11 protein-coding genes are annotated in these 15,248 nt (G+C 48.9%); 5 read left to right on the forward strand and 6 right to left on the reverse strand.

Features of this window, described 5'->3' with window-relative positions:
• Positions 1 to 33: 33 nt before the first annotated feature.
• Positions 34 to 2,712: a sigma-54-dependent transcriptional regulator gene (locus tag C7R91_RS08430; protein ID WP_047070039.1), complete on the reverse strand. Its 2,679-nt coding sequence runs from the start codon at positions 2,710 to 2,712 to the stop codon at positions 34 to 36.
• 198 nt (positions 2,713 to 2,910) lie between these two features.
• Here C7R91_RS08430 and C7R91_RS08440 point away from each other — a divergent pair, with 198 nt between their 5' ends.
• From C7R91_RS08440 to lplT, 4 genes are all read left to right on the forward strand, one after another.
• On the forward strand, positions 2,911 to 4,290 hold the full coding sequence (locus C7R91_RS08440; protein ID WP_047070041.1) for a HAMP domain-containing sensor histidine kinase: 1,380 nt from the start codon (positions 2,911 to 2,913) through the stop codon (positions 4,288 to 4,290).
• 19 nt (positions 4,291 to 4,309) lie between these two features.
• Entirely contained in the window at positions 4,310 to 4,948 is a 639-nt protein-coding gene (locus C7R91_RS08445; RefSeq protein WP_047070042.1) for a response regulator, read from the forward strand.
• A gap of 108 nt (positions 4,949 to 5,056) precedes the next feature.
• Positions 5,057 to 7,165, forward strand: a complete 2,109-nt coding sequence (locus tag C7R91_RS08450) for an AMP-binding protein (RefSeq protein ID WP_047070043.1) — start codon at positions 5,057 to 5,059, stop codon at positions 7,163 to 7,165.
• A gap of 1 nt (position 7,166) precedes the next feature.
• A complete protein-coding gene (gene lplT, locus C7R91_RS08455; RefSeq protein ID WP_047070044.1) occupies positions 7,167 to 8,357 on the forward strand; it encodes a lysophospholipid transporter LplT in 1,191 nt (396 codons plus the stop codon).
• Between the two features lie 63 nt (positions 8,358 to 8,420).
• Here lplT and C7R91_RS08460 read toward each other — a convergent pair whose 3' ends face one another.
• Both C7R91_RS08460 and recQ read right to left on the reverse strand, forming a co-directional pair.
• The gene (locus C7R91_RS08460; protein ID WP_371863598.1) at positions 8,421 to 10,364 is read right to left on the reverse strand and encodes a bifunctional metallophosphatase/5'-nucleotidase; all 1,944 of its coding nucleotides are present in this window, start codon (positions 10,362 to 10,364) and stop codon (positions 8,421 to 8,423) included.
• Between the two features lie 198 nt (positions 10,365 to 10,562).
• Complete coding sequence (gene recQ, locus C7R91_RS08465; RefSeq protein ID WP_047070046.1) at positions 10,563 to 12,338, reverse strand: DNA helicase RecQ; 1,776 nt, start codon at positions 12,336 to 12,338, stop codon at positions 10,563 to 10,565.
• A gap of 90 nt (positions 12,339 to 12,428) precedes the next feature.
• On the opposite strand from recQ, the gene C7R91_RS08470 reads away from it, so the two are divergent.
• Positions 12,429 to 12,620: a hypothetical protein gene (locus C7R91_RS08470; RefSeq protein ID WP_047070047.1), complete on the forward strand. Its 192-nt coding sequence runs from the start codon at positions 12,429 to 12,431 to the stop codon at positions 12,618 to 12,620.
• 113 nt (positions 12,621 to 12,733) lie between these two features.
• Here C7R91_RS08470 and C7R91_RS08475 read toward each other — a convergent pair whose 3' ends face one another.
• From C7R91_RS08475 to C7R91_RS08485, 3 genes are all read right to left on the reverse strand, one after another.
• A complete protein-coding gene (locus C7R91_RS08475) occupies positions 12,734 to 13,279 on the reverse strand; it encodes a VanZ family protein (RefSeq protein WP_047070048.1) in 546 nt (181 codons plus the stop codon).
• A 168-nt stretch (positions 13,280 to 13,447) separates the two neighbouring features.
• Positions 13,448 to 14,557 (reverse strand): sensor histidine kinase, encoded by a 1,110-nt coding sequence (locus C7R91_RS08480; RefSeq protein WP_083995078.1) that lies wholly within the window; start codon positions 14,555 to 14,557, stop codon positions 13,448 to 13,450.
• Entirely contained in the window at positions 14,547 to 15,236 is a 690-nt protein-coding gene (locus C7R91_RS08485; RefSeq protein ID WP_218033839.1) for a response regulator transcription factor, read from the reverse strand. The genes C7R91_RS08480 and C7R91_RS08485 overlap by 11 nt, the downstream gene beginning before the upstream one ends.
• Between the last annotated feature and the right edge of the window lie 12 nt (positions 15,237 to 15,248).

Here is a 15,248-nt window from a genome sequence, read left to right on the forward strand (position 1 = left end):
GAATATGGAAAAGTCAAAAAAATAAAACACTGGTTACGCCAGTGTTTTATTGTGTATGAAGAAATTCATGATAAAACAAACGTCGTCTTCGCTGATCGCTACCTCATACTTCTCTTCCAGCGGCAATAATTCATGGCGGATTAAGCTGTACAGCTTGCGATTCTCCTGCAAAAAACTTTCTTTTTGAATATACGCCACGGATTGCACTCCTGCTTTCAAACGATCTACCAGGCAGCAAATATGCAAGTAGGCCCCAATTCGCGTGTCAAAAACCAAGTAATTGTTCAGTCGCTCTTCCATACGGCCGACACACATTCTCACGTCTGCGAGAATATCTTGCCCCTCTACCATTTGCAGGTGCTCCCCCAGCGACTCTTGCATCTTCAGGTAGGCCTCTTCCAGATCAATCACTTGCTGGATATCAGCCATCGCCTCTCCGTTCAAAACATCGTCCATGCTATGGTGGCGCAGCTCTCGGTCGAGAATGTAATTGCTCACCACGAACAGAATTTTTCTCTCCTCCTTGATTTTTCGAAGCTGACTGCGTGCCTGTGCCTTATCGATCAGTTGCAGCGGCACAAATTCCAGCAGGTTATCATCGTATCGGAGCCTCGATTCCAGCAGCTTTTTCAAAAACAAGGCACTGCCTTCCCCAGACAGGCAGGCAGCGACGATCGTCAGCGCCGGAACATGCTTTTGCACCTGCTCCTTCGGCTGCTCCTCCCGCTGATAGAGCGAAATGCCCACGACATCTCGGTAAACATCCTCCAGCGAATGACCGAGCATGGCCTTTCGAGTGGCTTCAATCACATGCGGCGTGCTGACCATCGGAATGACCTTGACCGGAATGCCGATCTCCCGCTCAATAATTTCGCCAAAGCCGAGCAGCGACCCCATATCCACTAGCAACAGCAATCCAGCCTTGCTCCCGATCTCTCTGGCTACTTTCAGTGCTTTTTCCAAAACACTCATGGAATCTTCTTCAAGCGGCAGGTCAATGGCTCTCGCATACTGTGTGACCAGCAATCGGTTCGTCACATCGACCATCGCTGTCGCACCGCCGCTGCCGTGCGTAATAACGAGCACCCCGATTGTTTCCCGTTCTTCCTCCATGCTGACATCGTCGAGCACGAAAAACATGGTCAAATATCCAGCCTCACCAATCGGCAGATCCATGAGTATCGCTTCTTCTATCATGCGCACGCACTCTAGCGCCACAGCAAACTCTTTCTTGTATTTGATTCGCACATGGTTGATTTGCGGATTTACGATCTGCTTGCCTTGCGCGAGGCGCTCCTTCGACGTCTGAATATGCAACGCGAGACCAAAGATCACCTTTTGGCTCAAAATCTTCTCCAGCTTGGCCTCTGCGAAGCGAACGATCTCCTCCACGAGGTGAATGATGAACGGGTCGATAATCCGGGCCATGTCGCCCTTATTCACGCGTTGGTGGACACCTTTGATAAAGGTCGTAAAATAATTCTCGATGTCAAACTCCAATTCTTCCTCACTTACCCCGAGGTTTTGCAGCTCATATATTTTTTGCTCGATTTTTTCATAGACACTGTCCGTCGTATCCCCTGTTTCTCTCCCGATCCAGATGCCCTCTTTTGATGGCTGCACGACAAAGCAATTGTGCTCCGTCCCTATGATTTCATCTAGCTCCTGCTTGTGATCCTTCACCAAAAGCAGCCCTTGCTTGACATGATGCGGCAGGTCCTGAACCGACACGTGCAGCTGATTCTTTTTTAACGAAATGAATTCGGCATAGGCGCTGGCGCAGGTGAGCTGAATATCCGTTTTTAACTGTCCAATGTTATTCGGGCAGTGATAGCACAAGAATGCCTGCACAGCATTGGCCGATATCTGAATCTCTCTCCCCAATCGAAAAGCCTCTTCTTGAAAAATTTCCATCGTAATACTAAAGCGCTCTTCCAAGCCACGCTCAACCAAAGATGGCAGCTTGATGACCATGGGAATGCGCCTCATAAACGTTTTTAAGAGACTCGACTCCGGATTTTCTGTCGTGGCCATGACAATCTGGACGTGAGCCGTCCGCTCCATCTCTGTTTCCCCTACGCGGCGGAATATGCCCTTATCCATAAAGGTAAAAAAGATTTCCTGTCCTTCCGCAGGCAACCGATGCACTTCATCGAGAAATAGAATGCCACCGTCTGCCTTTTCCACGAGTCCTTTGCGGTCCATCTCCGCTCCGGTGTACGCCCCTTTTTTGACTCCAAACAATTGACTGATTAAGAGCTGCGGGTTGTTGGCATAATCGGCACAGTTAAAAATCACGAAAGGAGCATGCTTATCCAGGCGTCCAATATCAACGGCAAACTCGTGAATCATCCCGGCAAACCACGATTTTCCCACACCCGTCTCTCCCAAAATCAAGCAATGCATCCCTCGCGGCGGATACAAAACGGCCGCCTTTGCCTGCTCAATACGCGTGATCAAGCTCTTGTTGGTTTTCGCCAGTCTGTCCAGCGACGTCTCCGCCAAATAGAGCGAATCGTTTCCTTGCTTGGCAAAAAACAGCGTCGGACGCCCTTCTTCCTTCTCGACTCGGCCTTCCTTCCACAGCCGGTTCAAATCACTGCTCACATTCGCTCGACTCAAGCCAAGCCGCTCAGCCAACTCAGAAGCACTTACCTTTTTATCAGGACCAGCGTCTATTAACGTCTGGAATATTAAATCTAATCGTTTCACTCTATCACCCGCCGTTGAATAGATAGAAAGTCACGAAATGCACTACCAGTCCTTTTCAATTCCACGAGTATTTGGAAAAACCTGCTTGCTGCTTTTTCCCCCTCCCCCCGTTTTTGTCCCGATGATTTATTTTTCCGTCTCCTTTCCCTGGTGTACGATATAATAGATAAATAATGATTGACAGGAGATAGCAAATCCATGATGGTTTTCATCTTGTTTACCATATGGGCATTAGGTCTGTTCGTACTGTTCACAGACCCGAAACGAACATCGATCCGCTGGGCTTGTGCGACAGCCTTTGTTGGGGCTGGGGGCTTTATCTCAGGCGTGATTGACGAAACGATTATGCCCCATTTTGCAGATTACCTGGCCGCAAAGCCCGGGACCACGAACACCTTGATATTGGCAAGCCGCATCTCTTCTTTTATTTGCCAAGCGGGTTTGCCCTACACGTTTCTCATGTTTGCCGTACACTCAGCTGAATTTTTGTCTCGCAGGGTAAAGCTGACGATACAATACGCTGCTCTTCTCATGCCGCTTGGGATGCTTTGGATTACACCCGTTTATCCCGCGTTGCTTTTTAACTACTGGATTATGGTGGCATGGGTGATTCCGTTTTTTCTGTTCTCCTGTACGCTGCTTGTCGTGCAGTACATGCGGGAAAAAGATCCACTTGTGAAAAAAAACAGCTTTTTCACGAACGTACTCATCATCGTTCCATTGTTTTTTGTCTTTATTTTCATCTACATCATGCGTATCCAGAACGATTACGAAGCTTGGCGCTACAACATGCTCGTAGTCACGATCCAGTTTATCCTGATCGTTGCCATCAGTCTGAAATACGGCTTCCTTGGCGTCCGTCTCCGCGTAGAAAAAAGGCGTCTGGACAGTACCTTGCGCGCCTTGACTTCCGGTGCGCAAATCATTAACCATACGATCAAAAATGAAGCAGGCAAAATCTCCCTGTATGCCGACCGTATCGAGACATATGCGGATGAAACCAACCAGCCGTCGCTAAAAGAAGACGCGCTTATCCTGATGCAATCCTCGCAGCATATGCTGGACATGATGAATCGGATTCAAAACCAGCTACGCGACGTCGAGCTGCGCGAAGAACCATGTGACCCCGGCCAAATCATCGGGCAAGTCACACAAAATTTGACGCCTTATATCCTGAAACAGCAGGTAGAAGTCGTTACTGAATTGGATGAAACACTTCGCTTGTATGGCGATGGCGTACAGCTGCGCGAAGTCATCACCAACTTGTGCATGAATGCGCTGGAAGCCATGAAGTCGGGCGGCAAGCTCCATCTTCAGCTATTTTTGTCCCACAAGCATCTCATCATCACTGTCGCGGACACAGGCACAGGCATTACCAAAGAGAACCTGCCTCATGTACTCGATCCTTTTTTCTCGACAAAAAGAACAGGACAAAACTTTGGTCTTGGGCTCTCCTACTGCTACAATGTCATGCAAAAGCATCAGGGCCAGCTGGAAATCTACAGTGAGCCAGGCAAAGGAACCACCGTTTTCCTGTTCTTCCCGAAAAAGCGCGTCATCACAACCGACTCTGAATAGCGAAAGGACGCAAACACACATGAATCCAATCAGGGTATTTTTAGTAGAGGACGATCCCGTCTGGCGTAAAGGTCTCATTGACTTTCTGAACAAAGAACCGGATCTCACTGTAGTAGGGGAAGCCGGGTTCAAAGCAGAAGCAATCGAGCGCTTTTTGCCTGCCAAAGCGGATGTCGTCTTAATGGACATTAACTTGACCGAGAACAATTTGGACGGAATCGAGACAGCAATCGAATTCATGGCACTCCGAGCTGACAGTAAAATCATCATGCTCACCTCTCTGACAGACGAGGCAGTGATCGTGGAATCCTTCTCAGCGGGTGCCGTCAATTACATCAGCAAATCGAGCTTCAAGGAAATTCCCGACGCCATCCGTGCTGCTCACAACAGCCAATCTGCCATTCACCCTACGGCAGCTGCGGCACTGCGCAACGAATTTTTGCGTTTGAAAAACGATGAAAATCAAAAGCTGTTATCTCCCGCTGAAAGAGACATCCTACAACTAATCCACCAAGGTCATACGCAGACGCAGATTGAACAATCTCTCCACATCACGAAGCGTACGATCAAAAATCACATCAACCGAATCCTCAAAAAAATGGGCGTCAAAACAAGCAAGGAAGCGGCCGCAAAAGCCAGCCAGAAAAAGCTATTCTAGGTCTTATTACCAGGTACCAATGAATGTTGGTACTTTTTTTACATGCTCCACTCCTTACAATAAAAGCTATAGAACAACGCAATCATTCTTTGTAAAGGTGTGGTCCACATGGCCCTTATTTATTCTTTCTTAAAAACGATCCTGATGCTGTGGTTTCGTCCTCGTGTGCTTGGACTCTCCAAAATGGACTTGTCGAAGCCATCTCTTATCACTCCCAATCACGTCTCCTTGCTAGATGCGGTACTCCTATCCTTTTGCTTGCCAAAAGAAGCGACCTTTGTCGTCAATACGGAGATCGCCAAGCGGTTTGCGTTTTTCCTCCGCTTCCGCAAGCATATCGCGATCGATCCGCTCAACCCGTACTCCATCCGCCACATGCTCCGCGTCCTTCGCAACGGGCAGACACTGGTAATTTTCCCAGAGGGTCGGATCACGACGACGGGCGGCATCATGAAAATCTACAGCGGTGTCGGCTATCTCGCGCTGCGAACTGGTGTAACGGTTTACCCAATCATTATTAATGGCCTGGAACGCTCGATCTTCTCGTATTTGAAAGGAAAGCTGAAGCTCTCCTGGTTCCCAGATGTGACCATGACAGTAGGCACTCCGTTCACCATCGAGCGCGATCAAAACCTGTCGATGCGCGAACAAAAAAGCACGGCCAATGATCGTATCCTGCGTATTCTCCAAGAAGGCTTGTTCGAGAGCCGAATGAAGCAAAACGTGAATCTGTTTGATGAAGTTCTGGAAGCAGCTCGCCTGAATGGTGCAAAAATGGAAATCGCCAAGGACCTGACGTCATCGATCGACTACAAGACCTTGTTAATCGGCAGCTACTTACTCGGTAACAAATTGCAGCCAATGCTCTTGGGAAAACCAGTTGTCGGTGTATTCCTTCCCAATTCAGTGGGTCATCTCGTAACGCTGCTATCGTTGTTCCGCATCGGGACCACTCCAGCCATCCTGAACTTCTCACTCGGGATTCGTTCCCTGCTGGATTGCTGTGAGACTGCTCATATCGATACGATCCTGACATCGCGTGTATTCATTGAAAAAGGAAAGCTGGAGCACATCATCGCAGGTCTTTCACCGAGCATGAAAATTATTTATCTCGAGGATTTGAAAGCATCCGCGACTGCTTTTGACAAAGTGTCCGCACTCTTCTCTTATTTGCGGAAGAAAAAAGCTTCTGCGGCTAGCAACGAGCTGATTCTCTTCACCTCCGGCAGTGAGAGCAAGCCAAAGGGTGTCATCCTGACGCACACAAATCTGTACGCGAATATTCAACAAGTGACCAGTGTGATTGACATTACGAGTCGCGACAAGTTTTTCAATGCCCTGCCTATGTTCCACAGCTTCGGCCTTACTGCGGGAACACTTTTGCCGGTAGTGAAAGGCATCCCGGTTTATCTGTATCCAAGTCCGCTGCATTACAAGGCCATTTCGGAATTGGTCTACGATCAAAACGCAACGATTCTCTTCGGAACCTCGACCTTTATGGCTGGTTACGGGCGTATGGCCCATCCTTACAACTTCTACACCTTGCGCTACGTATTTGCTGGAGCAGAAAAGCTAAAGGACGATGTGCGCAAGCTGTGGATGGAAAAGTTCGGTGTGCGGATTTTTGAAGGCTATGGAGCAACGGAAACAGCTCCGATCCTGTCGCTCAACACCCCGCTTGCTAACAAACCTGGAACCGTCGGGCGCTTGATGCCAGGGATGTCCGCCAAGCTGGAAGCAGTTGAAGGAATCGAGGCTGGCGGAGAGCTTTTGGTGAAGGGTCCGAACGTCATGAAGGGCTATATGATTCACGGAAAAGGCTTTGTCCCCGCTGAGGAATGGTACCACACAGGTGATTTGGTTACGGCTGACAAGGACGGCTTTCTCAGCATTCAATCCCGTTTGAAGCGCTTCGCCAAAATCGGCGGCGAGATGGTTTCGCTCAATCTGGTTGAGGAACTGGCTATGCAATGCTTTGGACACTCCGGTTTTGCTGCAATCACGGTGAATGATGCGCGAAAAGGTGAGCGTGTCCTGCTATTTACCACAGATGAATCGGTTCAACTGAGCCAATTGCGCGCGTATTTGACGGAAAAACAATACTCGCCATTGCTCATCCCAGGTACGATGCAAGTCATCAAGGCTCTACCACTTCTCGGTAGCGGCAAAACGGATTACGTCAGTCTGAAACAGCTGGCCGAGACGGGAGGAAAATGATGTGAATATACGATTAAAACCACTACAAGCCCTGTACTTCACTCAATTTTTATCGGCCTTTGCCGACAACATGATTTTGTTTGTCATCGCGAATCTGCTGCGGGAGAACGGTTTTTCTCCCGCGATGCTCGCACTCGTATCGATTTCATTCTTTCTCCCTTATGTTTTTCTCGCTCCACTGGTTGGGCCCTTTGCCGACAAGCACGCCAAGTCAATCGTACTGGTGATCGGCAACCTGATTAAAGCGCTTGGTGTCGTCTTACTGTTTTTCATTGACCAGTCGAGCATCATGATGCTGATGCTGTGTTACTTCACAGTAGGAGTCGGAGCGGTCGTGTATTCTCCAGCCAAGTACGGAATTTTGCCGGAGCTGACTCGAAATGAAGATGAACTGTTTCATGCGAATGCACGCATCGAAGCCTATACAATCTTTGCGATTCTGACAGGAATCGGTGGTGGTGGAGCCATCGCGAACATGACAGCGCCGCTTATCTCGTCAGGAATTTGTCTGCTGATCTATCTGCTGTCGCTGGGTATGACTTTCTTCATTCCGCGCATGAGAGGAAATGCATCGATTCGCTACGGGGCAGAAGCACGACGCTTTTTCATCGACTTCCAGCACCTGATGAATCGTCCGGAAACGAGCTTTGCCCTGATTGGAACCGGGGCATTCTGGATGTCCTCTGCTGTTCTGCGTGTGGCCGTTCTCGCCTGGATTCCCCTGGCGCTAGGGATTAACCCGGAGAGCTTTTCTGTATCGCTGATTCTCGCAACGACATCCATCGGAATTATTGCCGGAGCTTTTCTCGCTCCGAAGCTCATTCCCTTGTCTCATTTCACTCGATCGCTGACATATGGATTCGGAATGTTTCTTATCATCGTGCTATTTCCTTGGGTGAACGTCACTTTTATTGCCATCTGTTTACTGCTTCTCGTCGGATTCATGGGCGGGGTTTTCATTATCCCGATGAATACCGTCTTGCAGGACGAAGGTAAGCGGATGGTTGGTTCCGGGAAAACGATTGCGATTCAGAATTTCATCGAGAATCTGCTGATGGCAGTAGGCTCTGGCATTTACTACTTGATTACCTATATCGGCATCTCCATCTCCGGTGCGATTGTTGGTCAAGGGCTGCTGCTGCTCGGGTTCCTGTTGTACTTGGTGAAGTATCGCAGAAGAATCGTTCGTTGACAGGTTTTCGTCACAGAAAAAGCCGTGACTACTAGCGTCACGGCTTTCTTGCGTTCATCTCTGTTATTTCTTTTGCTGCGTATTGGTTGTCGGTGTACCCGATTTCTCCGCAGCCTTTCTCGCTTCGTTCAGTTGATGATAAAATTCGCCTTTGGTTTTGACGGTCGAAAACTTCGCTGCATCGATTTTTGCTTTTGCAGACAGCTCGGTGATTTCTTCTTTGGTTACCGCGTCCTTGATGTTGATGGAAGCGATATTGGTGTATTTGCCATCTGCCGTTTTTGGAACGCTCAGAATGCCTGTATTGATCAGCTCTACTACGTCCTTGCGTTCAGGTGCTGTGGTGTCCACACCAGTAATCTTCCAGTTGTTTTGTACCTTTGGCTCGTAAACGCCTTTTTTCACTTCTTTCAGGTATGCAATAGCACGATTACGGATCGTTCCACCCGTTTCACCAAACGCACTGTTGTCTTTGGAAGACCACAGTTGTTCGAACTTGCGTCCTTCCAACGCGCCACCTTTTGCCTGCAAAGCTTCCATCCGGTATGAGTTCATTCCGAGCGTCAAGGTATCTTCAGCCTTGATCGGTGTCTCATCGAGCTTGCGCAGGTTCGTGATGCGACTGCCGTACGGCTTGGTCAGGTCGATTTCGTATTTCACGCCACCGAAGAAATCGTTGGTGCTGTATTTGGAAGCGCGGCGTTTTGGATCAAAGCTTACGGTCACGTCACCAGGGCGCGTGGAATTGAAGTAACCCACAGCCCATTCCATATAGTCCTTCAAGTCTTTTCCAGTTACTTTGTATACAGTAATCTCGCCACCCGCGTATTGGTAGTTGTAGGCGATATCCTTTTTCTTGATCGGACCGACATCCAGCTTGGCTTTGTCGTTGTCGATCTGGTGAGCAACCACGTCTGCTTTGCTATAGTAGAGCATCACTTCATGGAAAAAGTCAGACAGTGGCGTCTCCTGAATTTGGACCGTCGGGATGCCCTCGATCTCGTTTTTCGCCACCAGGTTCATGCCTTTTAGCTCTGCTACGACGATGTTGGCATCTGCACGCGCGAACTCATGGAAAGGCTTGAGCTTGGTCTCCAGCGCTGCATCGGATACCGCTGGTGTGCCATCTGCGCCTTTTACAGGGACCGCAGTCGCTTCCTTGTCAGTCAGCACGAGCTTGCCGTCTTTCTTCTCGAAAGTCAGGTCAATACGAGAGAGATGTGTACCGTATTTGTCCGGCTCTGTAATCAGGACACCGTTGATCTCTTCTTTTTTCACAAGCTTGTGCATGTGCCCGGCAAAAATCGCAGTCAGTTCTGGAACAGCGTTCGCGATATCTGCTACGCCCGTACCCGGAATACCATTTTCATTCTCGATGCCCATGTGCATGAGACCGATCATGACGTCTACTTTGCCTTCCAGCTCTTTTACGGCTTTCTTGGTTTCTTCTACCGGATTTTTGATGACGAGTCCATCCAGATGATCGGTTCCTTTTTCGAAATCGGTAATCATCGGTGTGTTCATCCCAATGACGCCGATTTTTACACCGCCACGCTCAATGATCGTGTACGCAGGCAAGAAACGCTCGCCATTTTCCTTGTAAATGTTCCCTGCCAGAACAGCGCCTTTATATTGGCTGCTGACCTTGTCCAATACATCGAGTCCAAAATTAAATTCATGATTGCCAAAAGCCCATGCGTCATAGTTCATTTCGTTCATCGCGACCATGACGGGAGACTGCGGTTGGTCGTTGAACAGCTCTGCCGAGTTGTCTTGGATGGAATCGCCTGCATCCAGCAACACGGTGTTCGGATTTTCTTTGCGAATTTCTTTAATCATCGTGAACAACTGCGTCATGCTGCCATTAGGATTCGGGCCATCCAAAGCATAATCCCACGGCATGAATCGTCCGTGAATGTCAGACGTACCCAGCAGCGTAATCTTGGTAGGTGTTTCTGCGGCCTTTACTGGTGCGGCGATCCCCATTATCGCACTGCCTAGCACCATGGATGTAAGTGCAACACTTAATAAGCCCTTCGCTAGTTTTTTCATGTTTTCCCCTCTGTCTCTCTTAATCTGTCAATGCCCCTCGATGGTCTTGCTCTAATTGTCCTCCTGTTCTATTTTGTATGAAAATTCTGGGTGCTATTTAACTATAGCAGGCATATGAAAGGAAAAATAGCAAAAAAAGCCGTGACGTACATGTCACGACTTGATCGCTGCATAGTTCTGCAAACACTCCAGAAAGAGTTCTCCGTACTTCTCAAATTTCGCCTCGCCTACTCCTTTGATCTTGAGCATGGCTTGTTTGTCAGTCGGGCAAACACTGCTCATTTCCTTCAAGGTACTGTCTGGGAAAATCACGTACGGCGGTACTTTTTGTCGCGTCGAGATTTCCTTGCGCAACGCGCGCAGGTGCTCGAACAACTCGTCATCCTCTGTCAGCTGCACAGGGCGAATCGAGATTTTTTGCACGACGCGCTCTTCACCCCGCAGAACAGGCAATGCCCGCTCTCCCAGCTTTACGATTGGATATTGGCTCTCGGTTACTTGCAAATACCCTTCGGCAATGAGGAGCTGGATCAGGTCTGCGATCTCTTTTTCCTTGTATTCCTTCATCAATCCGTACGTAGGCAACTGATCGAAGGAAAACTGGGTGACCTTTTTATTCTTGGAGCCTTTCAGCACCTGCGCGACGAGTGCGGCACCAAACCGCTCTCTCATACGTTTGACGCAGGAGAAAATCTTCTGTGCTTCGAGCGTAATATCGGACAGCTCGGTTTCATCGGTGCAATTCCCGCAGCGTCCGCACGCGACAGCATCTGTTTCGCCGAAGTATTGCACGATGTTTTGCTGCAAGCAGCGCGGCGTCCGGCAATAGTCGATCATCGCGTACAGCTTTTTGTACTCCAGCTCCTTGCGCTCGTCCAGCAGTTGATTCTGCTCGATGAAAAACGTTTGCGTCTGGATATCCTGGGGCTGAAACAGTAGAATACACTCACTTGGCTCTCCATCGCGTCCCGCACGGCCTGCTTCCTGGTAATACGCCTCCAGGTTTTTCGGCATGTTGTAATGAATGACGTAGCGCACATTAGACTTGTCGATGCCCATGCCAAATGCGTTGGTCGCGATCATCGTCCGGACATCATCGTACAGGAATGCTTCCTGGTTGGCCGCACGCTCCTCTTCCGTCAGTCCCGCATGGTATTTGGTCACAGCAAAGCCACGCTTGTCCAAATCTGCATGCAAGGCGTCCACGTCTTTTCTCGTTGCCGCATAAATAATACCCGCCTGTTGCTTATTCGCCCGCAAGTACGCCTGGATGAATTCCCGACGGTTCTCCCCCTTGCGTACAGACAAGATGAGATTATCTCTGCCAAATCCTGTGATAAAAAGCCGCTCGTTCTTTAATTCCAGCTGTCGCTTGATGTCCTCGGTTACCTCCGGTGTCGCTGTCGCAGTCAAGGCAGCGACGATCGGGCGCTGTGGCAAGGATTGAAGAAAACGGGCAATTGCCAAATAGCTCGGACGGAAATCATGCCCCCACTGCGAGACGCAATGCGCTTCGTCCACTGCCACAAACGAGATCGGAACATCCTGAATCAGGTTTTGGAATGTTTCGGATTCCAAACGCTCTGGGGCGATATACAGCAGCTTGTACTCTCCCCGCGCTGCCATGCGGAGTCGATCGCGAACCTCGCTATAATCCAGTGAGCTGTTAATTTGGGTGGCGGGAATGCCCATGCTGACCAGTACGTCGACCTGATCCTTCATCAGTGAGATGAGTGGAGAGATCACGATGGTTACGCCGTCCTGGAGCATCGCTGGTACTTGATAACAGATGGATTTCCCACCGCCGGTTGGCATGATGCCTACGGTGTCATGTCCAGCTAACAGGCTCGTGATGATTTTCTTCTGGCCTTCTCGAAATGATTCGTAGCCAAAGTACTTTCGTAAAATCTCTTGCGCTTTATCTAACAAAGAGAATCACCTTCTCTTTCGACGGATTTTCAATGGGTTTCTACTAGTGTAAACATAGGGATTGGGACAAAACAAGGGGGACTTCTTTGGTTGGGTCAACATGGTGGAGGGGAAGAAAAAGCACAGTTCTCTTCGACTCTGACACGCCCGCAAGGGGGATTCACTGTCCGTCTACACTTCCAAAAGGGGACCGTCGAGCCAAAGCCACCCTACGGGCGGACGTTTCTCAAGGAAGAAGTGTTCGACAAGCGTGGTCCCCTTTTGGAAGTTCCGACTCGGTAGGCGTTGTCAAGGTCTGCGAGCCCTGTGCTTTTTCTTCTCGCCAGCTTTGTTGGTTGATCGACACCTTTTTTACTGAAAAATAAAAAGCACCATGTGGGTGCCTAATAAGTGGTCTATGAAGTTACCGAATAGATGAATCGTTTTTTCTGTAGAAGCCAAATGAACAAGTACACGATATACCCGATTATCCCGCCCGCTGTATTCAGGAGCAAATCATCGACATCGAATGTTCCAACGTTCATTACGAGTTGTGTCAGTTCCACACCGAGGCTTAGCATTAGGGATAGCAGGATGACTCTGAACAGGGAGCCGGCTTTTTTTGGGAACAATAGCGGCAGCAGGAAGCCTAATGGCATGAAGGCGATCACGTTGCCTACGAAGTTCACTGCACTGTGCCAGCTTTGGTTATTTCGAATCGCTTTGATATAGTTCTCGATTTCATGAAAGGGCACCAAATTGCTCCGGTAGCGCAACCGCTCCACAATTACAGACGGATCGCTCCAAATGAGTTTACACTGATCCAATAGCAAGCTGCTATCCAAACTGCCGAATTTGAGCAGCAGTACCTTCACTACGAGAAACAAATAAAGGGCAAACACTGCATAACCTGCAAGAATAAGCAGTTCTGTCGGTCTCTCCACTTTTTGCACGTTATCCATTGTCAAACCCTCTCTCCATCAGTTTTTTGTCTCTGTAAAACGATTGGCATCTTCTTCAGCGTCCATCACGACGGAAATGAGCCGCTTGTCATAACCTTCATGCAGTCAGGATAGACTTTTCGATTAAAATTAACGGAAACGAAAGGTAAAGAAAAAGTAAAGCTTTTCTCAAATGCTTGAGATTGTACGTGGTAGCCAAACGGTAAAGGTTGTCCATTCGTTTGTGCTTTCGACGGAAATGCTGCCTTGGTGTAGATCGATGATGCTTTTGGCGATAGCGAGACCAAGACCTGATCCTCCTGTTTCCTTCGAACGTGAGCCCTCCACCCGAAAAAAGCGTTCAAACAGGCTCGGCACATATTCAGCCGGGATCGGCGCTCCGTTATTGGCAACGGAAATTGCGATACCTTCTCCTTGCCAAAAGACGCGAATGATGATTTCCGTACCATCGCGTCCGTATTTCACAGCGTTGGAAATAAGGTTTTCCAGAACGCGAACGAGCTTGTCAGTATCTCCTGCCATTTCGATTTTTTGATCGGGCGTATCTACGGTTAAACGCAGCCCTGCCTCATTCGCCACGAGTCGAAAGCCGACCGATACTTGCTCAACCAGCTCTACCAGGTCAAACTGCGTTCGCTTCAAATACGCCCCGCGATTGCGGACCTTCGTGTACTCAAATAGATCATTGACGAGCACGTTCATCTGTTTGGCCTTCTCATAGGCGATATGGGCGTAGTGCTTGAACTTCTCCTCGTCGGTGTGTTTGTTCTGCTCAATCAGCCCAAGGTAGCCAATGATAGAGGTCAACGGCGTTCGCAGATCGTGGGAAACGTTGGTGATCAGCTCATCCTTCGATTGCTCCAGCCGCCGCTCCTCCTCCATCGCATCCAAGGCGCTTTTGACCAGAGCATGGATGCTATCGACGACTTGGCCCAAGCTGCCGTTCGGACGAATGGAAATCTGGTGATGATAGTTGCCTTTTGCAATGAAATGCAGCTCGTTTATGATTTGCTCCATCTGCTTTTGTTCCAGGTACTTGCGGATACGAACGACCGACCACGCCGCAAACATGCCGGTTGCCAACAAAATAATTGGGATTTTAAAGGAGTTGATATCGAAATTGACCCGCAACTTCCAGATGAACTCTCTGATTTCCGGAATGGTGTACAAATAGTTGTTGGCAAAAAAATCAGCCATTTGAAAAACAGCGTAGATGATCATAAGGCCAAGCAGCAAATCGAAAAGGATGCGGATAAAATCCTTGGCTCTAAGCTTCAATTTTATAGCCGACCCCCCAGACCGTCTGTATCACCTTCTCGCCATTGGTCGCCTTCTCCAGTTTTTCCCGCAGGTTGCTGATGTGAACCATTACCGTCTTGTAGGAAACGAAATTCTCCATTTTCCAGCAGCGGTCAAAAATTTCCTCCGAGCTGAATACCCGATTCGGATGACTTGCCAGAAGATGCAGGACGGAAAATTCCAATGCAGTCAGCTTGATCGGGGTGCCTTCTTTTGTCTGAACGAAGTGACTTTGCTTGTCAATAATCAATGGTCCCGCCTCAATCACATGATCCTGTTTGCTTGCTTGCGTGTAGTTCGCCCGTCGCAGGAGAGACTTGACCCGCGCAATCACTTCCAGTGGATTAAACGGCTTCGCGACATAATCGTCTGCACCCGTCATCAAGCCCAGGATTTTGTCCATATCATTCGTTTTGGCACTCGCCATCAGGATAGGAATGGTCGAGTTTTTTCGTATTCGCTTGGTTACTTCCAGCCCATCCAGATTGGGCATCATGACATCCAGAATGACGAGATCGATGGACTTCTGCTCCAGCTTCTCCATCGCTTCCAAACCGTCAAAAGCCTTTTCAATCTCATACCCTTCGTTGCTCAAATATATCGCCATCAGCTCTACAATCTCTTTGTCGTCATCTACAATCAAAATCCTCACGGACAAACACCTCCGAAC

Origin of the sequence: Brevibacillus formosus (genome assembly GCF_003013405.1) — a bacterium.
Classification (GTDB): domain Bacteria; phylum Bacillota; class Bacilli; order Brevibacillales; family Brevibacillaceae; genus Brevibacillus; species Brevibacillus formosus.

Coding starts and splice junctions, on each gene's coding strand:
- C7R91_RS08445 (WP_047070042.1), top strand. CDS start 4,310: ATGAATCCAATCAGGGTATTTTTAGTAGAGGACGATCCCGTCTGGCGT.
- C7R91_RS08475 (WP_047070048.1), bottom strand. CDS start 13,279: ATGGATAACGTGCAAAAAGTGGAGAGACCGACAGAACTGCTTATTCTT.
- C7R91_RS08450 (WP_047070043.1), top strand. CDS start 5,057: ATGGCCCTTATTTATTCTTTCTTAAAAACGATCCTGATGCTGTGGTTT.
- C7R91_RS08460 (WP_371863598.1), bottom strand. CDS start 10,364: ATGGTGCTAGGCAGTGCGATAATGGGGATCGCCGCACCAGTAAAGGCC.
- C7R91_RS08440 (WP_047070041.1), top strand. CDS start 2,911: ATGATGGTTTTCATCTTGTTTACCATATGGGCATTAGGTCTGTTCGTA.